The sequence below is a fragment of the Pedobacter sp. HMWF019 genome, from assembly GCF_003061025.1.
Classification (GTDB): Bacteria; Bacteroidota; Bacteroidia; order Sphingobacteriales; family Sphingobacteriaceae; genus Pedobacter.
In genome coordinates, this window is the sequence record NZ_QAIL01000370.1 from 1 (window position 1) to 15,462 (window position 15,462).

A 15,462-nucleotide genomic window follows, 5' to 3' on the forward strand; every position below is an offset into this window, starting at 1 on the left:
TTTTTTATCTTCGTTTTGTCCATCACAGAGTAGTGAGGCCTTTTCGCTTTGGTTACAAATGCATCTGAATTTACAGGTGTTACTTCGATTTCGACCTCCGCCAGCTCGAAAATAGCTTTCGCAAAATCGTACCAGGAAGCTACACCCTCGTTACTGTAATGATAAATCCCATACTGGGTATTAGAAGTATGTATAATATGAAGAATAACCCTGGCCAGATCCATGGCGTAGGTAGGTGTACCTACCTGGTCTGAAATTACCTGCAAATGTTCTTTCACTTGTGCTAGTTTTAGCATGGTTTTGCAAAAGTTATTCGCTTTTTCTGAATATAACCAGCTGGTCCGAAGAATAAAATAACGGTCTAAAGCTTCGGTTAAGGCCCGCTCGCCTTTGAGCTTGGAAAGACCATAAATATTAATTGGCCCTGCTTGTGCCTCCTCGGTTAATGGAATGCCCACTCTACCATCAAATACAAAATCTGTAGAGATATGGATTAAAGTCGTTTGATGCTGGGCACAAGTTTCTGCAATACGTTTTACGGCATGCTCATTGATCTCATAAGCCAGTGCCTGGTCGTCCTCTGCCTGGTCTACAGCCGTATAAGCTGCACAATTGATGCAGTAGACGGGCTTGTATTGTTCAAAAACCTGTTGCGTATGTTGCAAATTGGTAATGTCCAGATCCTGCTCTGTTAAGAACATGAAGTTGAAGGTCTGTGCAGAGGATTGAACAACTTCCTGAAGACATTGTCCCAGTTGCCCTCCGCTTCCGATGATTAGAATATTTTCCATTAATTTTTGTTCACCAAGTGTATTTGGATACCAACCGATACCGGATTAATTAAATACTCACCTTTATGAAATTTACTGAGAGAGCGCGTATTTGATGCATCCTGAGTGATTGTTTCCTGTCGCTCATAGGAATAAAAGAATTCCAGATTGCTTTCGGCAAAGATAGAAATCTCTTTGATAGGATTAAATTTTATTCCTAAAACTGGTGAAATTGTAAAACCCTCCTTGCTCGCGTTAACATTATTTCCAGGAACAGAACCACTAACCGATTCATACTGAGCTAATTTATCCGGATTAACCGTCATTGAAGTTCCTGTAAATTTATTTGACCTATAGCCTAAATCTAAGGCGAAATAAGGCTGAATAGCCGTATAACTGAAGTTTTTTTCAAAACCGAGTTTAAAAGCATAATCTTTCATCTGTCCTTTAACCAGCTCACAATTTTCACAATTGTTAAAGAACTGGTCATCTTTTTTCAGGTAACTTCCGTTGATCCGGTAGCTAAACAGGTTATCGTTAAACTTAAGCAATACACTGTTAAAATAAGATTTCAGGTAATTATCTGAGTTGGACTGGTTCAGGATCTTGGGCATTTGCATATAATTAAACCCCCTTATTCCTATACTATAGGCATAATCCGCATTCTGCTGGGAAAACACCGGGAGTGAAAATGTCAAAATACAAGCAGCGAGTAGTATTTTCTTCATAAATGCAATGGGCTCTTTATCACCATAAAAGTATGGATTTAAATGCAAAATCTCCCTTAAATAACCTCAAATTCCGTTTTACCTGCCGGAACATAAAAACAAAGATCCAACATCACTTCTTCTCCGGTTTCCGGATTGAATAAAGTGAGCACCGGCTCTCCGTTTAATTTCTTATATGCTGCCAGCTTTCCGTAACCCGAGATGTGGATCAATGCAGTCACATCGAATGGCATAACCATAAAGCCATTCTCCGCATCTTCAATGATAGAGTTGATCCTTGCTGCCGAATCTTCTTCCTTTAAATACATGGAAGTAGCCATCGTTTTCTCGCGGTTGGCTAAAGCCGCCCTGAGCTGGTCATAGTCCTTATTTCTGATATAAGAGGCGATTCGGGCGTAAGCACGTTTTAATTTATCACTCAGCTCATCTACATCAGTTAAAGGCGTACCATTTTGCCAGGTATTCAATACATAAGGAACCTCAGCCTGAAAAGTCTGCTCATGCTCCAGGAATTTTTGCTTTTTACTTTCATCTACCTTTGGAAAGGTATAACCCTCCATAGTCTGTTTAAGCTCGAATCCGAAACGTACTTCAAATACTTTAAAGACATATTTAAATTCTGCCTGGGTATGTAAAAACTCCTGTCCTTCAAGAGGTAAAAGCTTAACATGAAGTTTTTGTTCCCCGCTTTTCGAAATACCTGAATTTAACGGCAATAAAGTACTGGCCTGCCCCCCGATACTCAGCGAAATCAAATTTATACCATTGAGCGTAACTTCAAATTTGCAGGCTAAGGCAGTAAATTCTATTTGATAATATGGTTCAATCATCTTTATACCTATTTTATGGTGTTATCTCCTTTAAGATAATAGCCTTCTCCTTGAGCCTTCATGTCTTTTAAGAAATCTGCGTAGGTATATTTACCGGTCTTTTTACTTTTTTCGAATAAATAATCCTTGTAATACTGAAATCCACTGGTCAGGCGATGGTCAACAAGATCTTTTGCGGACCTGTCAATTGCAAAAAAACGTGCCGAGGCCGTTTTCGGGTCATTATTGAGAGAAAACTGACCAGATTCCAACAGGTAAATAGTTTTCTTATCTGCACTTTCCCAAATCCTAAAGCGGTTGTCCTGTCCTCTGTCAAAAACGGCTTTGCCTAATTTAGACTCTATTGCTGTAATTAATTTTTTGGTCTCCGGTGTGGTATAGGTTTCAACCTTATAGGCTTGTATCTTTCCTGTTTTATCATTCGAATAAAAATAAACCAGATTTGTGCCCGCAATATCATCATTTGCGTTTCCGGTGTGTCCGCTTAGGCTTGCCTTATTAAAATGAAGAACATCAGGACTCACAGACTTGAACAGTCTATAATCCAGTTCCAGGATCTGCTTATCTTCCAGCTTGTATTTGGTAAGTGAAGCTTTATCCACTGGAAATTTAACATCTGCTAAATCAAAACTTTGAGCATTGCATGATTGTAAGATCATAAAACTTAGGGCTATTAAAATAAATGGCTTCTTCATAGTGTTATAATTATTCTTTTTACTGTTTTTAATCATTGTTAATCGTTGCTTCTTGAGATAATCGTCATATTCGGAGATATGCCAGTAAGCTGTTCCAGGCTTTTCATGATATTGAACTCTTCCCAGAAAGTCCTGTTTTCCTGGTAGTTTATTGGTCGCCAATCCGCAGAGATCTTTCGGTAACTGATCCCCACATCAACCAGCAACACCACTTTTCCAATACAAGGATCCATTACCAGACCGGGTCTGTAGAATAAACCTTTATTGGTATCATAACTAAAATTATGGGTAGCGGTGATCCCAATGGTCGCCGAAGCGCTCAACGAAGCGGTTGCATGTACATCAGTCTTATTATTCGCTGCTTCAATAAGGACAAGTTTGGCTTTTAAAGTCACACCCGCCTGCAGGGTTGCGGTAATCTGAGATTTGAGCTCCCCATCAACCTGCAACCTGTCGGAAGCGGTATTGATGATGATATCTTTCACGCCTCCGGCAATCGTTCCTGTTAAAACCAAATCTATATACATATCAAATGAGATCTCGGCTTTCTCACTTTTATAGCCTTTAGAGGCCCAGTCTTTCACCATGATAAAGACATCTGCAGCCACTGTATTACCAGTTGCGGCCATTGAAGCACCTTTAAGCACCAGGTTCAATAGATCCACCGTGAGTTCCAGGCCAATTAAGGGTTCAGAATGAAAATAGATCTTGTATTCTGTACCGATCTCCGATGTAGCGACATTTTTCTTACTTCCTCTCGCAAGCTTCCATTCCAGCCCAACAACAAATTTAGGTGCAAGCACTTTTACAATCAGCGAAGTACTGGTTCCAAACCCCGTCTTTCTAGGTGCGCCGCCCGTGTTGGAAATAATCCCCCGGCTGATTTCCTTAACCGAAGAAATTAAACTGTAAAGCGTTTTTATTTCCTTTTTGAATTTCAGCGTGTACTCTTCTTTTCCTCTATAAACATCCCCTTGCTTGTTCCAGCTAGAGCTTAATTTTACTCCGAAATCTATTGCTGTAGTTTTGTTATAATCTGCATCACCTAATTTCTTGGCGGCAGCTCTAAGTTCATCTATCCTGGCCGGAGACATCTGTGCAGGTCCCTGCCAGGTCAGTTCAAGCGGATTGCTTAAGTTCAGGAAGAATTTAAAATCCCATTTGATATCGGAATAGGCCTTGACAATCAGACTGGGTTTTTGCTTGTCAGAAAAATAACGACAGGAATTGATGTAAAAAAAGAAGGAGTTTGGAGACCGCAAATGCGGGAACAAATAATCAAAGCCAGAGATCGTATTGTCCATAGGAGAATAGACATAAGGCTTTATCGTGTCTCCTTCCAATGTTAAAACATCTTTCTTATTACTTGGTGTAGTGACACTATAGGGAACCTGTTCGATATGCTGGTCTGAAATAAAATTACATAGGCCCTTGGTGTGGAAATCCGTTATTTTAATTGGAAGTTGTTTCTGATAGGTCTTCCCAGGCTGAATGGTTTCAAAAACGAGACTTTGCGCGTCGTGGGCGAAAATCCTCAGTTTTATCGTCGTCCTCCTATTCACATAACTTTCTTCCTTGCTCAGGTTCGGGTTGTTATTTGCCAGCATCGTTTTTCCATATCCCTTGGAAATAATGCGTGAAATGTTCACATTTTGCGAAACCAGATAGTCTACCGTGGCTTTTGCCCTTTTTTCAGACAACTCCATATTAAAACTATCGGAGCCAAATCTATCGGTATGAGATCCAAGCTCCACAGGGATATAAGGCATCTCCATCAGTATTTTGGCCATTTTATTTAAAATGGCCTTTGCTTCTGGTTTAAGATTATGCTTATTAAAATCATAAAACACCTTTTCATCAATATAAAAGGGTTTATTGGTCTTTCCTCCCTTTTTGATTTTACCCTCGTCAAATATAATGACCCGGTCTGCCCCATCAGTAATTTCAATCTTTGTGAACCGGCATAAATCTTCCCGCCCTGGTTGCGGAACTTTTTCTCCCACTTTGGCCACAGTAATGTTTGTTGGCGGGGATACCGTTTTGCTCACCACTTTATTTTCCATACGCAGGAATCTGGCATGTAAATCGTCTCCACGGTTATCCTTCACATACTGACCAGAAACCATATCCTTAACCTTAATAAAGAGCTCGGCTTTTTCTGGCCCGTCTTTCAACACAGCATACCAGGAATAGGTATTGGTGATGGAGAGATTAACCACTCCGTTTACACACTCTGCATTGATGTTCCTTACTGGCAAATTTTTACCTACTCTGCGCTGGTAAATTTCGATGAACAAGTTATTCCCGTTAAGGCCTTCGGTAGTGATTTTCAAATAGACCTGATCTCCGTACCTCAATGCGGTTTGGCCAAGCCTGGGTCCATCTTGTGCCGCACTCCAAATCGCTTCTTTAATCAGCGGATCACATTTTCCTTGTATCAACAGACCTGTACGTGCAGTCTTGTCAATTTTATTGGATAAACTGGCATCAAGGTAAAACCAGGGCTTACTTCCACATTTATCCCTGGGAATCATGATCTTATTGAGAATAGCCCCACGGTGTTCCAGTAATATCTCTGTCCGGTTAACATCCTCAAGAAGCCAAACCAAATTACTCTTATCCGAATCTTTTGTATCCGGCAGCCATTCTGCTACTGCAAAAGAGCAATTCTCATCTGCTTTTAAAACCACCAGATTCCCTTTGCTTGAGGCGGTATAATAGTGTCCGGCCACCTGCTGTATTCTTTTTATCCCTTTAGCCATACTAATTATTCGAAAATTATGCCTTTAACGTCAACAGGTTCATCAATAATTTGTTTCACACCGACTGCTGGATTTAGCGCCTGGTTAACTTTTGGCTCTGTGTTTTTAAAACTTTGACCATTTGGCTCTGCGGTTTGACCATGATCTATTATTTTTATACAGCCGGCGCCTCCAACGGGACAGGTTGCCTTGCTGCTTTCTGTTAGAATTTTACCTCCATTGGTTAAAGTGGTATGCTCATAAAAATCTTTCCACTCGGTAACCACCGCTGTGCAGGGTTTGTTGTTCTGTTTCGCACAAGAGCCAAACATATTCTTTTCAAAGGTTGACCCAATATCTTTGGTACTGGCAATATATTTTTTTGTCCCCTCCTTATCATTGGCAAATTCTCTTTTGTGCGTAAGCACTTTTAATTTATCTGGAGCAGAACCAAAATTACATAAGCATGTTGCTCCTTGTACTACAATATGTTTTTCTGCCATAGCCTTATCTATTTACCTAACAAAAAATTAAAAATATCAGTGATTTTACGTTCCTTCTTTTCATATTTCCCATCAAGAATGATCATAACTGGTTCTTTTGTTTCTTCTATTAATGGGGCCTTCTCTTCTTCTGAAGACTTAACCCGCTCAAATACCTTGACTTGTGTCTTCTGAATGGGTTCCAGATCTAATTCCCAATCTGCAACAAGGGAAACAATGGCCTTGGTTTCTGCATCGAAACGGTACAAAGCGTGATATTTTCCTGTGGCAGAAGGCTCATCGGGATAAGAAAATTTAGACAAGGCATAGCTTTGTTCCTCTTTTAAATCCCGGGCACTGCGTTCGTCTGTAAGGGTACCGCGATGAACAAGCTGGACCATATGGGCTTCATTCAATACGGGGTCAATGATTTGCACAACATTAAACTGTACCGGGTCTGCCATCCCAACTATAGGAAAATAACAGGTTTGTTCTGTTTCGAAGTGCTCTCCATAGGATTGATACAATGAGGAGAAAAAGGAGGAGATGAACAGTTCCCTATAAAAAATCATGTTGACCTGCTCCACTGAAGCAATCGCTTTATCCATTAAGATCAGGTAACGCTCTGTCGTTTCCCCTTTAAAGTATTCCTGTATCACCGGCCTCTGAACTTTCCATCTTGAAATGATTTCAGGGTGATTATAAACCCCCAGGTATTTGCCTGAAAAATCAACTTCAACAAGTAAAGGATAAAAAACCTTTCCACATTCATAGGCCAGCTGATCTGCAAGCAGATCTGGCTCTATGTCATTAACGTATACCACATCCCGCTCTAGTCTGAATATCCTGGACCGGTCTATAATGGTTTTAACATAGGTCACATCCAGGTTAAATTTCACAGTATCCTCCTTACTTCCAGATGTGTAAGTATACAATACGCCATAACTGCGTTTAAAATGTGGTGGTTTTAACTGCAGTTTCAATGCATTATGATCTGTAAATTCTACCTGTTCCATAGCTATTTATAAAAACTCTGCACCTTAATCTGTTGAAATGGAACCTCTTTGTCTTTGACTTTCAAATGAACAGTTGCATCCTTTTTTGTTTTATCCAATACAACGACCAAACTGGCTTCCTCACCTTGCGGGATCTTAGAGAATACCGTGAAAGCCTCCTGTTCATCAAATTTAATTTCCGTACGCAACTCTCTGTTCCGGTCATCCAGCCAATAGACACTGAGCTCCTCTATTACGGCATTTGGTTTAACGCTCAAGTGTTGAAGTCCCTCTCCAAACACAAAATCTCTTTCCTTATTAAAATAATCCAGGTCTATCCTTAACACTTTAGCGTTTGTCTGGATTTCGGGTTTCCAGTTGTACCGTTTCCGTAAACTCTCCCAGTAACCAAACGGGATTTTACCTGCGGCTATTTGTTCCTTTACCGAATCTGGAAGCTTTTTAACAATCACATCGATATAGGCTCCGATACCATCCTCCATGGAGGGGTAAATCTTTTTCCAATCCAGGCTTTCTATAGGTTTAGCTTTGAAAAAACCCACTTCTACTTGTTTACTTCTGGATCCGGCGAGCCAGACAACCAAATCGCCTCCTGGCGCCATCCCAACTTTAACACTGTGGTAATTCCCTTTTCCTCCTTCTTCAGAATCATCAGGATAGCCTGCAGCAAATAATGAATCTATCTTTTTGGTATCCAGTTCAAATTTCCCACCATAGTTTTTCTTTTCCGCAAAGGAAAGCCAACTGATTTCCAGTGTGTGCGGAACTTCTTTCATCTGCTCCCCGGCAATATTGACCGATCCGCTTTCGCCCCATCCGTAATTGATTGCCCGGCCATCAGGAATATAAATACTCCCCTTTTCTCCATAGAGAAGAGAGCCCTTATAAATCTGTGCGGGGTAATTTGCTGGGGCGCATTCTGTTGGTATCCAATCGTATTTTTTCATTTTTTCCTGGCAAGAACTTAAAGTGAAGGAACTGACTATAATAAGTAACGTAAATAATTGTTTCATAGGCTTAAGTTGATCTCGGGTTAAAAACCACTCTTTCTCTTTCTCCCTTATCATTGATATGAGGTTCCTTACCCACACCATCCCAGCTGGAAGAAAAGTGGAGATATCTGTTTCTAAGTTCCATCAGCATATTGTGGTCCCGCACTTGTGCATTGTATTTATCTACAGGATAGGCGCCAACATCCACCATATTTTTTAAAGACTGTAGTTGTCCGCGGCTGTTAAACACTAAAGGAGGTGCTGTTTTAAGAATGGCATAATTCTTTATCCTGGTATATACATCGGTTAAAAGCAATTTGGAATTGCTCAGTGGCGCTGTAGGAATCTTATAAACGGTACCGAGCAGGTCTTCTACAAACTGACAAGGATCGGTGCCCATTTCGAACATCAAGTGCAGAGGTATCAAGCTATACTTATTGCTCAGTACCCTGTTACCTGTCAGTTTATAGGAATTTTGGATCTTCATCTGACTACCCGTATACCAACCCTGCTCAATAAGACGGTCCCTTTCTGCAGCCACCAGTTTATCCCGGTTGATCAGGGATAACATTTCTTCAGCGAGAGAAACCTCTTCATTGACATTATCCCTGTAACTGCCCCCAATATCTGAATGCACGCCCGGAAGGGAGAGTTCAGTACCTGTGGTTACAGAAGTCAGTTCAAATTTATCCCGGGTTTCATCTGCAGCAGTAAGGTGAACAATCTTGGATGCTCGGTTAACTGCATTTAAATCCAGTTCCACCAAGTCATTACTGTGTTTAACGCCGTAAGCGGATACGGTATCATACAATCCCGCAAAGCGGATCCGTACAAAGGCGATCTTCAGTTTGCTTTTTCCTGCCTGTTCTCCAAAATGCCCCCTGGCAGGTTTATCGTCTTCACTGGGAAGGGTGATTTCATGCACAAAATTTCTGGCCGCAGCAGCTCCCCGGCTAAAGCCAAAAACATCAACAGTTAAGGTGCCCACATCTTTCTTGGTATTGGCTTTGATGGTTCTAACGAGTTCCTCGCAACATTTTTTAACCTTACCCCGAATACCGGTAGAACCTTCCCCGGTTCCCATATCTTTTAAACTGTCGTAATCATCATTCGTCGTACCTATCCCTTCAATATAAATAGAAAAATAGAGGGTTTCCTTTTTATACATCTTTTCCAGGTGATCGACATTGGTCCTGTCATTTTCGTAACTGGTATTGTCTTGCCAGAAAGAAGGCTTGGCATGTGCGGTATAAATGGGAGAATTGCTTTCTCTTCGATCTATGTTGGTGCGGTTGTTTCCTGTTCCATCAAAAAATAAACCGGCAACAATATTCACCACATCTTCTTTAGTGGCCATTTTCTCCGGTTCTCCATAGACAATGCCGTCATTAGAATTCTCTAGAATCTTCTTTGCAGCGTTGGTCTGGATATTATTGGCGTAGGCCGTATAATCCTTGGTCGCGCTTTCTTTTAGGGTTCCGCTGGAAATCTTTATGATATTGCCTTTGTTGATCATGGGTTGAGCCTTTAAAACAGATTACTTTTCTCTCCGCTATTGTTATGAATAGTTTTTGCAGCATGCTTGATTACACTACCTTCTGCACTGTTATAGGTGAGTTCCCCTGTCGCCGTTTTTGTGATATTGGTGGCCTCGCTTTGATAGGCATTACCAGCGATCTCCGTAATGTTTGCCGCATTCAGTGTATAATCTGCACCAATATTGACCTGGTTGTTGACGCTCACCTGGGTATTCATATTATTTCCAACCATTGTGCTGATGTCCTTTCCAACCTGAATATCCAGATTTTCAGCTACATTGAGCTGCATATTCTTGGCATTCAAGGTCATATTCTCGTTAGCTGTGATGGTAATGTTATTGCCTGTGGTATCAATATGGATCAGGTTTTTATTGATGTCTGTAATGGTGATCCCATGTCCTGATGGCCCATCATTAAATTCAATGAGATGCCCGCTTCGGGTCGCAATGCTTTTCATATGGTTGGCATCCTGTCCGCCCGCACCTGTACTGCCATGGAAAATGCTCCCCATGACGAAAGGCCGGTCAGGGTCATTATATCTAAATCCGACTACAACCTGGTCTCCAATTTCCGGAATAAAAACATAACCCCTGTTTTTTGCAAAGGGTTCACTGCTTCCCCCATCGGGCGTTAAAACCCTGATCCAATCTGTAGTTGCATTGTCTTTTTGCCACAACATTTGTACTCTGACCCTTCCGGTTTGCGACGGATCAGCGTTATCTATTACTGTTGCAATTTGAGATTCTGCCTGAGGTGTATGCACTTGCTCTACAGAAACGGCTTCTGTGTCGGCCGGAACCCCCTTAAAGGCATTGTTATATCTGCTTAGACCATCTATATAGTGAGAAATCTCTGTGATTAGAAATTTACTCAATGAATCTTTGTTAAAAGACAAACCATCCTTACGGGATACTTGTACATCGGCAATACAGCCAATATTTAAGGCTGTACTGGTACTTTCCCCGGTAATATCTGAAAGGTTGGAAGCCATTGCGGCTTTATGTTTATCGGCGAGCTTATCCAACTGGCTTTTATTTTCCACTCTGGGTTTAATCGTGGTATTGATCTCATGATCGTACACCGACGAAGACTGGGTAAGTGCATGCTGTGCATAATCATTCAAACCCTTTACTGAACCAGGTGCCTGTGCATCCAGTCTGCCATTTTCCTGCGACCTGTAGGAATAATAAGAAAAATTCATCGGCAGGATCCGAACTGCCATATTCATGAAGTTCAGGTTCTGTCCATGTACCAGGGTTACCGTCTTTGGTGAATTGGGTTTTCCAAAATGCAGGGTTTTCCCGTCATAATAAAAAAACTCTCCATATTCTGCACTTAAACGGTTGATAAAGCTGTAATTGCTTTCTTTAAATTGAGTAATATATTTAAGGTTTTCGCTGTAAGCCGGTGCGATGGAATATTCCATATCATTAGAGGCCAGAGACGAAGTCTTTTTCTTTACAATATCACCCAGTTGCATATCGCTGAAAGATTCCAAATGCGGTCCTGTTTCCAAAAGGATGGTCGGAGAGTACCCCTTAATGATCAGATTTCCCCTAAGGCCGTGGCTTTGAGATAAGTTGACCTCGCATACAAGCCCTTTAAAGTCCATGTTTCCATGATCGATACTGACAATGAAGCTTTTCCCAACCCAGGCTTTAGATTGATCGATCTTAAAAGATTGAGTCTGCTCGATCACATCCTGGTTAATGACCAGTTCAAATTCGTGGTGACGATTAAATGCCTGGGTGATCCTCAGCGAATTAAAATGCGTGATCTCCTGACCATCAATTTGTATTTCCAGATTTATTTTCTTTTCCATCGTAGGAAGCTTTGCTGTTAAAACTTAAAATTCGGCATCTTTTGGCCAGGTATTAAAGTGCAGGAACTGCCATTTATCTTGTTTACGCTGATACCAGACGGTAATATTTTCTTCTTTATTGTAGACCCATGTATATTCCCGGATCTTCACTTCGGGTGAGTACCGGTCCTTTTCAGGTATATGGTTGTAAATTTCTATTCTGAACTCAGACAAAGGGCTGGATAAATTAAAATCCTCGCTTTTAATGGGCTTTCCGAATTTAGCGGCTGCTTGTTCCGGAGATAGTTTTTTTAACGCCGCTGTATCGATCTTTTCGGTTTTTCCCATTTGATTTTCCTTATTTATTGCAGCAGCAGGTGGTTTACTTTGTCCATCAGAGGCCTGGTTCATACAGGAGATGAACAGGGTAAGACCAAGGCCCAACAGGCAATATGTAGATTTAGCGAACATGGCTGATGTCAAATTTTACGCCCGGAATCATACTATTTAAGGTCTGTTTTATAAAATCCAGGTGCCGTTGTCTCAGCTCATTTCCTGAATTCATAATACTGGGAAAATCTGCCAGATAAGCACTTCCAGAGGCATATTCATCGCCGTGTCCGGAGGGTGTATAAGCAACGTTTCCAAGCGTATGCCCAAATTCATGGGTAAGACCGTACTGATAAGACCTCACGGGGCCGTTGATATATTTAAGTGTTTTTGTTGTATCTTCTGTATCCAGGCTGATTTCCCTGGTATTCCATCGAATATAGCTTTGCTGAAAAGCTCCACGTTTAATCTTTGTTACGGTAACTTTCCAGTGTGCACTGTTGTCCAACACCCACTTTACATCAAAATAGGTTTTAACTGGTCCAACTTTATAATTTGCCGGTATTTTGGAACCCTGAGCCAATTTAAGCTCAAAACGGCTCCCCCAGACAGACCAGATCAGTCTGTCCACTTTATGGTGAAAATTTTTGGTTTCTGCATAAGTCCACTTACCTGAGCCTGGAGCTATTGCCCAACTGTATTTCCAACGTTGCAATATCTTAAGCTCATTTCTGCCAAGATCGAGCGTAATGGCAAAATAAGGGGTTTCTTTTCTGTAAATTAACATAGGTAGATGTTAGTAAGAACGGAAATTTTAGATAGGAGCCCCTAAATTAACAGGGCCCCTCCCTTTACAATTATGCTTTTGGCCAATCGTTGGTATGCTCGGCGTTACCCAGCTTTAATTTACGTGCAGAAAGCACAAAACTTAAAGTCATTGGCGTATTATCGTTTACAGCAATACCTTCGTTATACTGGATGATGTAACCATCTTCAAAAGACAATTCTTTCATCTTTGCATCTTCTTCGCCTTTTTTAAAAACGATATTACCTGACAATGGTTTGTACTGATTGTTGACCATTGATTCGATCACCGAAGTATCTTCAGTAGATTCTACTTCAATATGAATGGTTCCGCCATATACGCCAGATGATGGACGGCCTTTAGCGTCTACATCTCTGTTTAATGAAAAGCTGCACTGTAGTACATCAAATTCCTTGGACCCAAGAGTTAATCTGGTTTTGAAAGCCATGATAGTATTCTTTTAAAAATTAAATAATGTTGGTTAATTGGTTACGTACCTAAAGTTACGCTTTTGGCCAGTCATTTATATGCTCGGCATTGCCAAGTTTCAACTTTCTGGCAGAGATCTGGAATTTCAATGTCATCGGATTTTCTCCGGTGATGTTGATTCCTTCAGAATACTTAACAATGTATCCGTCTTCAAAATGAACTTCTTTCATTTTGGCATCCTCTTCTGTTTTTTTGATCAGCAGGGTACCGCTTAAAGGCTTGTACTGATTGTTAACCATCGCTTCTACAACAGAGGTATCTTCAGTGGATTCGATCTCGATATCGATCGTACCGCCATACACTCCGGAAGAGGGTCTTCCTTTTGCGTCTACATCGCGGTTGAGGGAATAAGAACAATGAAGCACATCGTACTCCTTGCCCGAAAAGTCTAATCTTGCTTTGAAAGCCATAACTTTAGTTTTTGGGTGAAATATTATTTATCTGTACTGTTAACGGCAAAAACTTTGCCAATAGTATATTATTTCTAAAGAAAGCCCTGAAGCGGAAATGAAGACTGTATTTGAAATGGCTACTGATCGTCAGCCTTATAGAAAAATGTACAACTGCTTAATTTCGCTACAACCTGCGGAGAAAAGCAGCACCAAGGATATAGAGTTAGCTTGCACCGATCTTATTTTGCCGTTACCCGGTAAACGGCGATTTTAAATACTCCCGGATAAAAATGCACTTCAAATCCTGGGCGGGCAATATTTCTAACCAGGTCCCCAGATACATTTTTTTCGTTATAGTTATGCACTTCAATACTATTTCCTTTTTTAATATAGCCATTTCCAATCATTGTGTCTATATCGAACGGCTTCACATGGATACAGCCATGTGATTCGGAGAGAATAACTCGGTTGTTAAAATAGCTATTGGCCTCATCTCCAGGTGTAGTATGAATAAAATCTCCCAAAAACCCTTCCTTTCCATCCATTTTCCAATTATGGTTATAATCAGTGTAATACTTCACAGAAATATGCCCAAAATCATTAAATACCCAACGATCCGGAACAATTAATTTTCCATAATACGTATTGTAGGACCGTTTTATCAAATCAGTTAACTGTTTTTCAAATCCCTTATATCGTCCCCATTGGTCATTAACCGAACTTAATCTCATCCACTTCCCGCCATATTTAACCATTATAATTTCATTGGTGACACGCATTTCTGTACCCCAGGCTATTCCAGACCAAAACTGGTATTTTCCATGGCTCACATGTTTTTCAATGGCACCAATCACATACCTTCCGGAGCGAGTAGAGGTTTGCATATGCCCGTCATGTCCTAAAACCTCCTTGGAGGGACCACCATGGGCATCATATTCGTTAATCTTGACGAGTTTATAAGATGGCATACCTATTCTCCCTTCGATTTAATTATTTCAATGTATACAACCTGATTTTCTTCTTCTTCAGGGAAATGCGCTGCACTTACCTGAAGAAATAATCCTGCTGTTTTATTGCCTAAGTGCTTTTTAAGGTCTATACTTACCGGTGGAGGGCTCTTATGCGCTCTGAATAAGGGAGGCTCAACCCCAAGTGGGCCAAAATGCTTCGTTAAGGATTTAAAAGTAAGCTGCTTTCCTATGGCTATCGGCAAGGAGATATAGATCCGGTCACTTTGCTTTGAATAATTGTGGTCGTGCAACTTTACATAAACAACAGTATCTGGAACAGCCATACCTTGCTGATCCAACATGATTGGAAAGTAAACAGCAAAACTGTCTGTCAGTACTTTAAGTTTCTCCTCATTAAGTCGGCCATCAGCAAAACGATTTGCTGCAGTATCAACAAAAGTAATCAGTTGATCGCTCAGCGTTTTATCTGTAGCCTGATTCCTTGATCCGACAGCAATGTTTTCTTTAGGAGTTGAAGAATGACAGGCAAAAAACTGCACAATAATAAATATTAGGAGAAAATTTAATATCTGTTTCATATTGATTCATCTATTTCCCTTCTTCAAACCGTTTTTTAAATTTATCTTTTGGCATTACATAGGTAAGATAAGTTATCAGATTATGCTTGTACTGCTCATTGGTTAGTTCCAAACTTTCTATGATTGGATTATTATTTTTATCGATAGAGCCAATCTCTATTTTTCCTCCAACTCCTTTAAAACTAAAAATCAATATAGGATTTTCTGTAGTTCCATATTTTGGATTTTTAAAATCATCCTGATTTACATATGCGTTAATGGTCTTTTTCATCAAATCCGTCATAATATTCGAATACTTTTGATA

Annotated in this window: 17 protein-coding genes; all 17 read right to left on the reverse strand. The window is 40.5% G+C overall.

What is annotated here, in order from left to right; translation table 11 throughout:
- Window positions 1-791: dTDP-4-dehydrorhamnose reductase (gene rfbD, locus DBR11_RS20225; RefSeq protein ID WP_108554435.1), on the reverse strand; the 791-nt coding region annotated here is incomplete at its 3' end.
- Window positions 791-1,498, reverse strand: a complete 708-nt coding sequence (locus tag DBR11_RS20230; protein ID WP_108554451.1) for an outer membrane beta-barrel protein — start codon at window positions 1,496-1,498, stop codon at window positions 791-793. The genes rfbD and DBR11_RS20230, both read right to left, overlap by 1 nt.
- Before the next feature lie 56 nt (window positions 1,499-1,554).
- A complete protein-coding gene (locus tag DBR11_RS20235) occupies window positions 1,555-2,328 on the reverse strand; it encodes a hypothetical protein (protein WP_108554436.1) in 774 nt (257 codons plus the stop codon).
- A gap of 8 nt (window positions 2,329-2,336) precedes the next feature.
- Entirely contained in the window at window positions 2,337-3,023 is a 687-nt protein-coding gene (locus tag DBR11_RS20240) for a hypothetical protein (protein WP_146186602.1), read from the reverse strand.
- A 38-nt stretch (window positions 3,024-3,061) separates the two neighbouring features.
- A complete protein-coding gene (locus DBR11_RS20245) occupies window positions 3,062-5,785 on the reverse strand; it encodes an OmpA family protein (RefSeq protein WP_108554438.1) in 2,724 nt (907 codons plus the stop codon).
- 5 nt (window positions 5,786-5,790) lie between these two features.
- Complete coding sequence (locus DBR11_RS20250) at window positions 5,791-6,267, reverse strand: DUF4280 domain-containing protein (RefSeq protein ID WP_108554439.1); 477 nt, start codon at window positions 6,265-6,267, stop codon at window positions 5,791-5,793.
- An 8-nt stretch (window positions 6,268-6,275) separates the two neighbouring features.
- Window positions 6,276-7,262, reverse strand: coding sequence for a hypothetical protein (locus tag DBR11_RS20255; protein ID WP_108554440.1), 987 nt, complete (start codon window positions 7,260-7,262; stop codon window positions 6,276-6,278).
- 2 nt (window positions 7,263-7,264) lie between these two features.
- Complete coding sequence (locus tag DBR11_RS20260) at window positions 7,265-8,275, reverse strand: DUF2931 family protein (protein ID WP_158275341.1); 1,011 nt, start codon at window positions 8,273-8,275, stop codon at window positions 7,265-7,267.
- Between the two features lie 4 nt (window positions 8,276-8,279).
- On the reverse strand, window positions 8,280-9,770 hold the full coding sequence (locus DBR11_RS20265) for a DUF2235 domain-containing protein (RefSeq protein ID WP_108554442.1): 1,491 nt from the start codon (window positions 9,768-9,770) through the stop codon (window positions 8,280-8,282).
- Window positions 9,771-9,781: 11 nt separating this feature from the next.
- Window positions 9,782-11,614: a type VI secretion system Vgr family protein gene (locus tag DBR11_RS20270; protein WP_108554443.1), complete on the reverse strand. Its 1,833-nt coding sequence runs from the start codon at window positions 11,612-11,614 to the stop codon at window positions 9,782-9,784.
- A gap of 24 nt (window positions 11,615-11,638) precedes the next feature.
- Complete coding sequence (locus DBR11_RS20275; protein WP_108554444.1) at window positions 11,639-12,064, reverse strand: hypothetical protein; 426 nt, start codon at window positions 12,062-12,064, stop codon at window positions 11,639-11,641.
- Entirely contained in the window at window positions 12,054-12,710 is a 657-nt protein-coding gene (locus tag DBR11_RS20280) for a hypothetical protein (RefSeq protein WP_108554445.1), read from the reverse strand. Before DBR11_RS20280 ends, DBR11_RS20275 begins: the two co-directional genes overlap by 11 nt.
- Window positions 12,711-12,780: 70 nt before the next feature.
- Window positions 12,781-13,176: a type VI secretion system tube protein TssD gene (gene tssD, locus DBR11_RS20285; RefSeq protein ID WP_108554446.1), complete on the reverse strand. Its 396-nt coding sequence runs from the start codon at window positions 13,174-13,176 to the stop codon at window positions 12,781-12,783.
- Between the two features lie 55 nt (window positions 13,177-13,231).
- Window positions 13,232-13,627, reverse strand: a complete 396-nt coding sequence (gene tssD / locus DBR11_RS20290) for a type VI secretion system tube protein TssD (protein WP_108554447.1) — start codon at window positions 13,625-13,627, stop codon at window positions 13,232-13,234.
- A 221-nt stretch (window positions 13,628-13,848) separates the two neighbouring features.
- Complete coding sequence (locus DBR11_RS20295; protein WP_108554448.1) at window positions 13,849-14,577, reverse strand: hypothetical protein; 729 nt, start codon at window positions 14,575-14,577, stop codon at window positions 13,849-13,851.
- A gap of 2 nt (window positions 14,578-14,579) precedes the next feature.
- Window positions 14,580-15,158: a hypothetical protein gene (locus DBR11_RS20300; RefSeq protein WP_108554449.1), complete on the reverse strand. Its 579-nt coding sequence runs from the start codon at window positions 15,156-15,158 to the stop codon at window positions 14,580-14,582.
- Window positions 15,159-15,168: 10 nt separating this feature from the next.
- On the reverse strand, window positions 15,169-15,462 hold a 294-nt coding region (locus DBR11_RS20305; RefSeq protein WP_233260843.1), incomplete at its 5' end, for a hypothetical protein.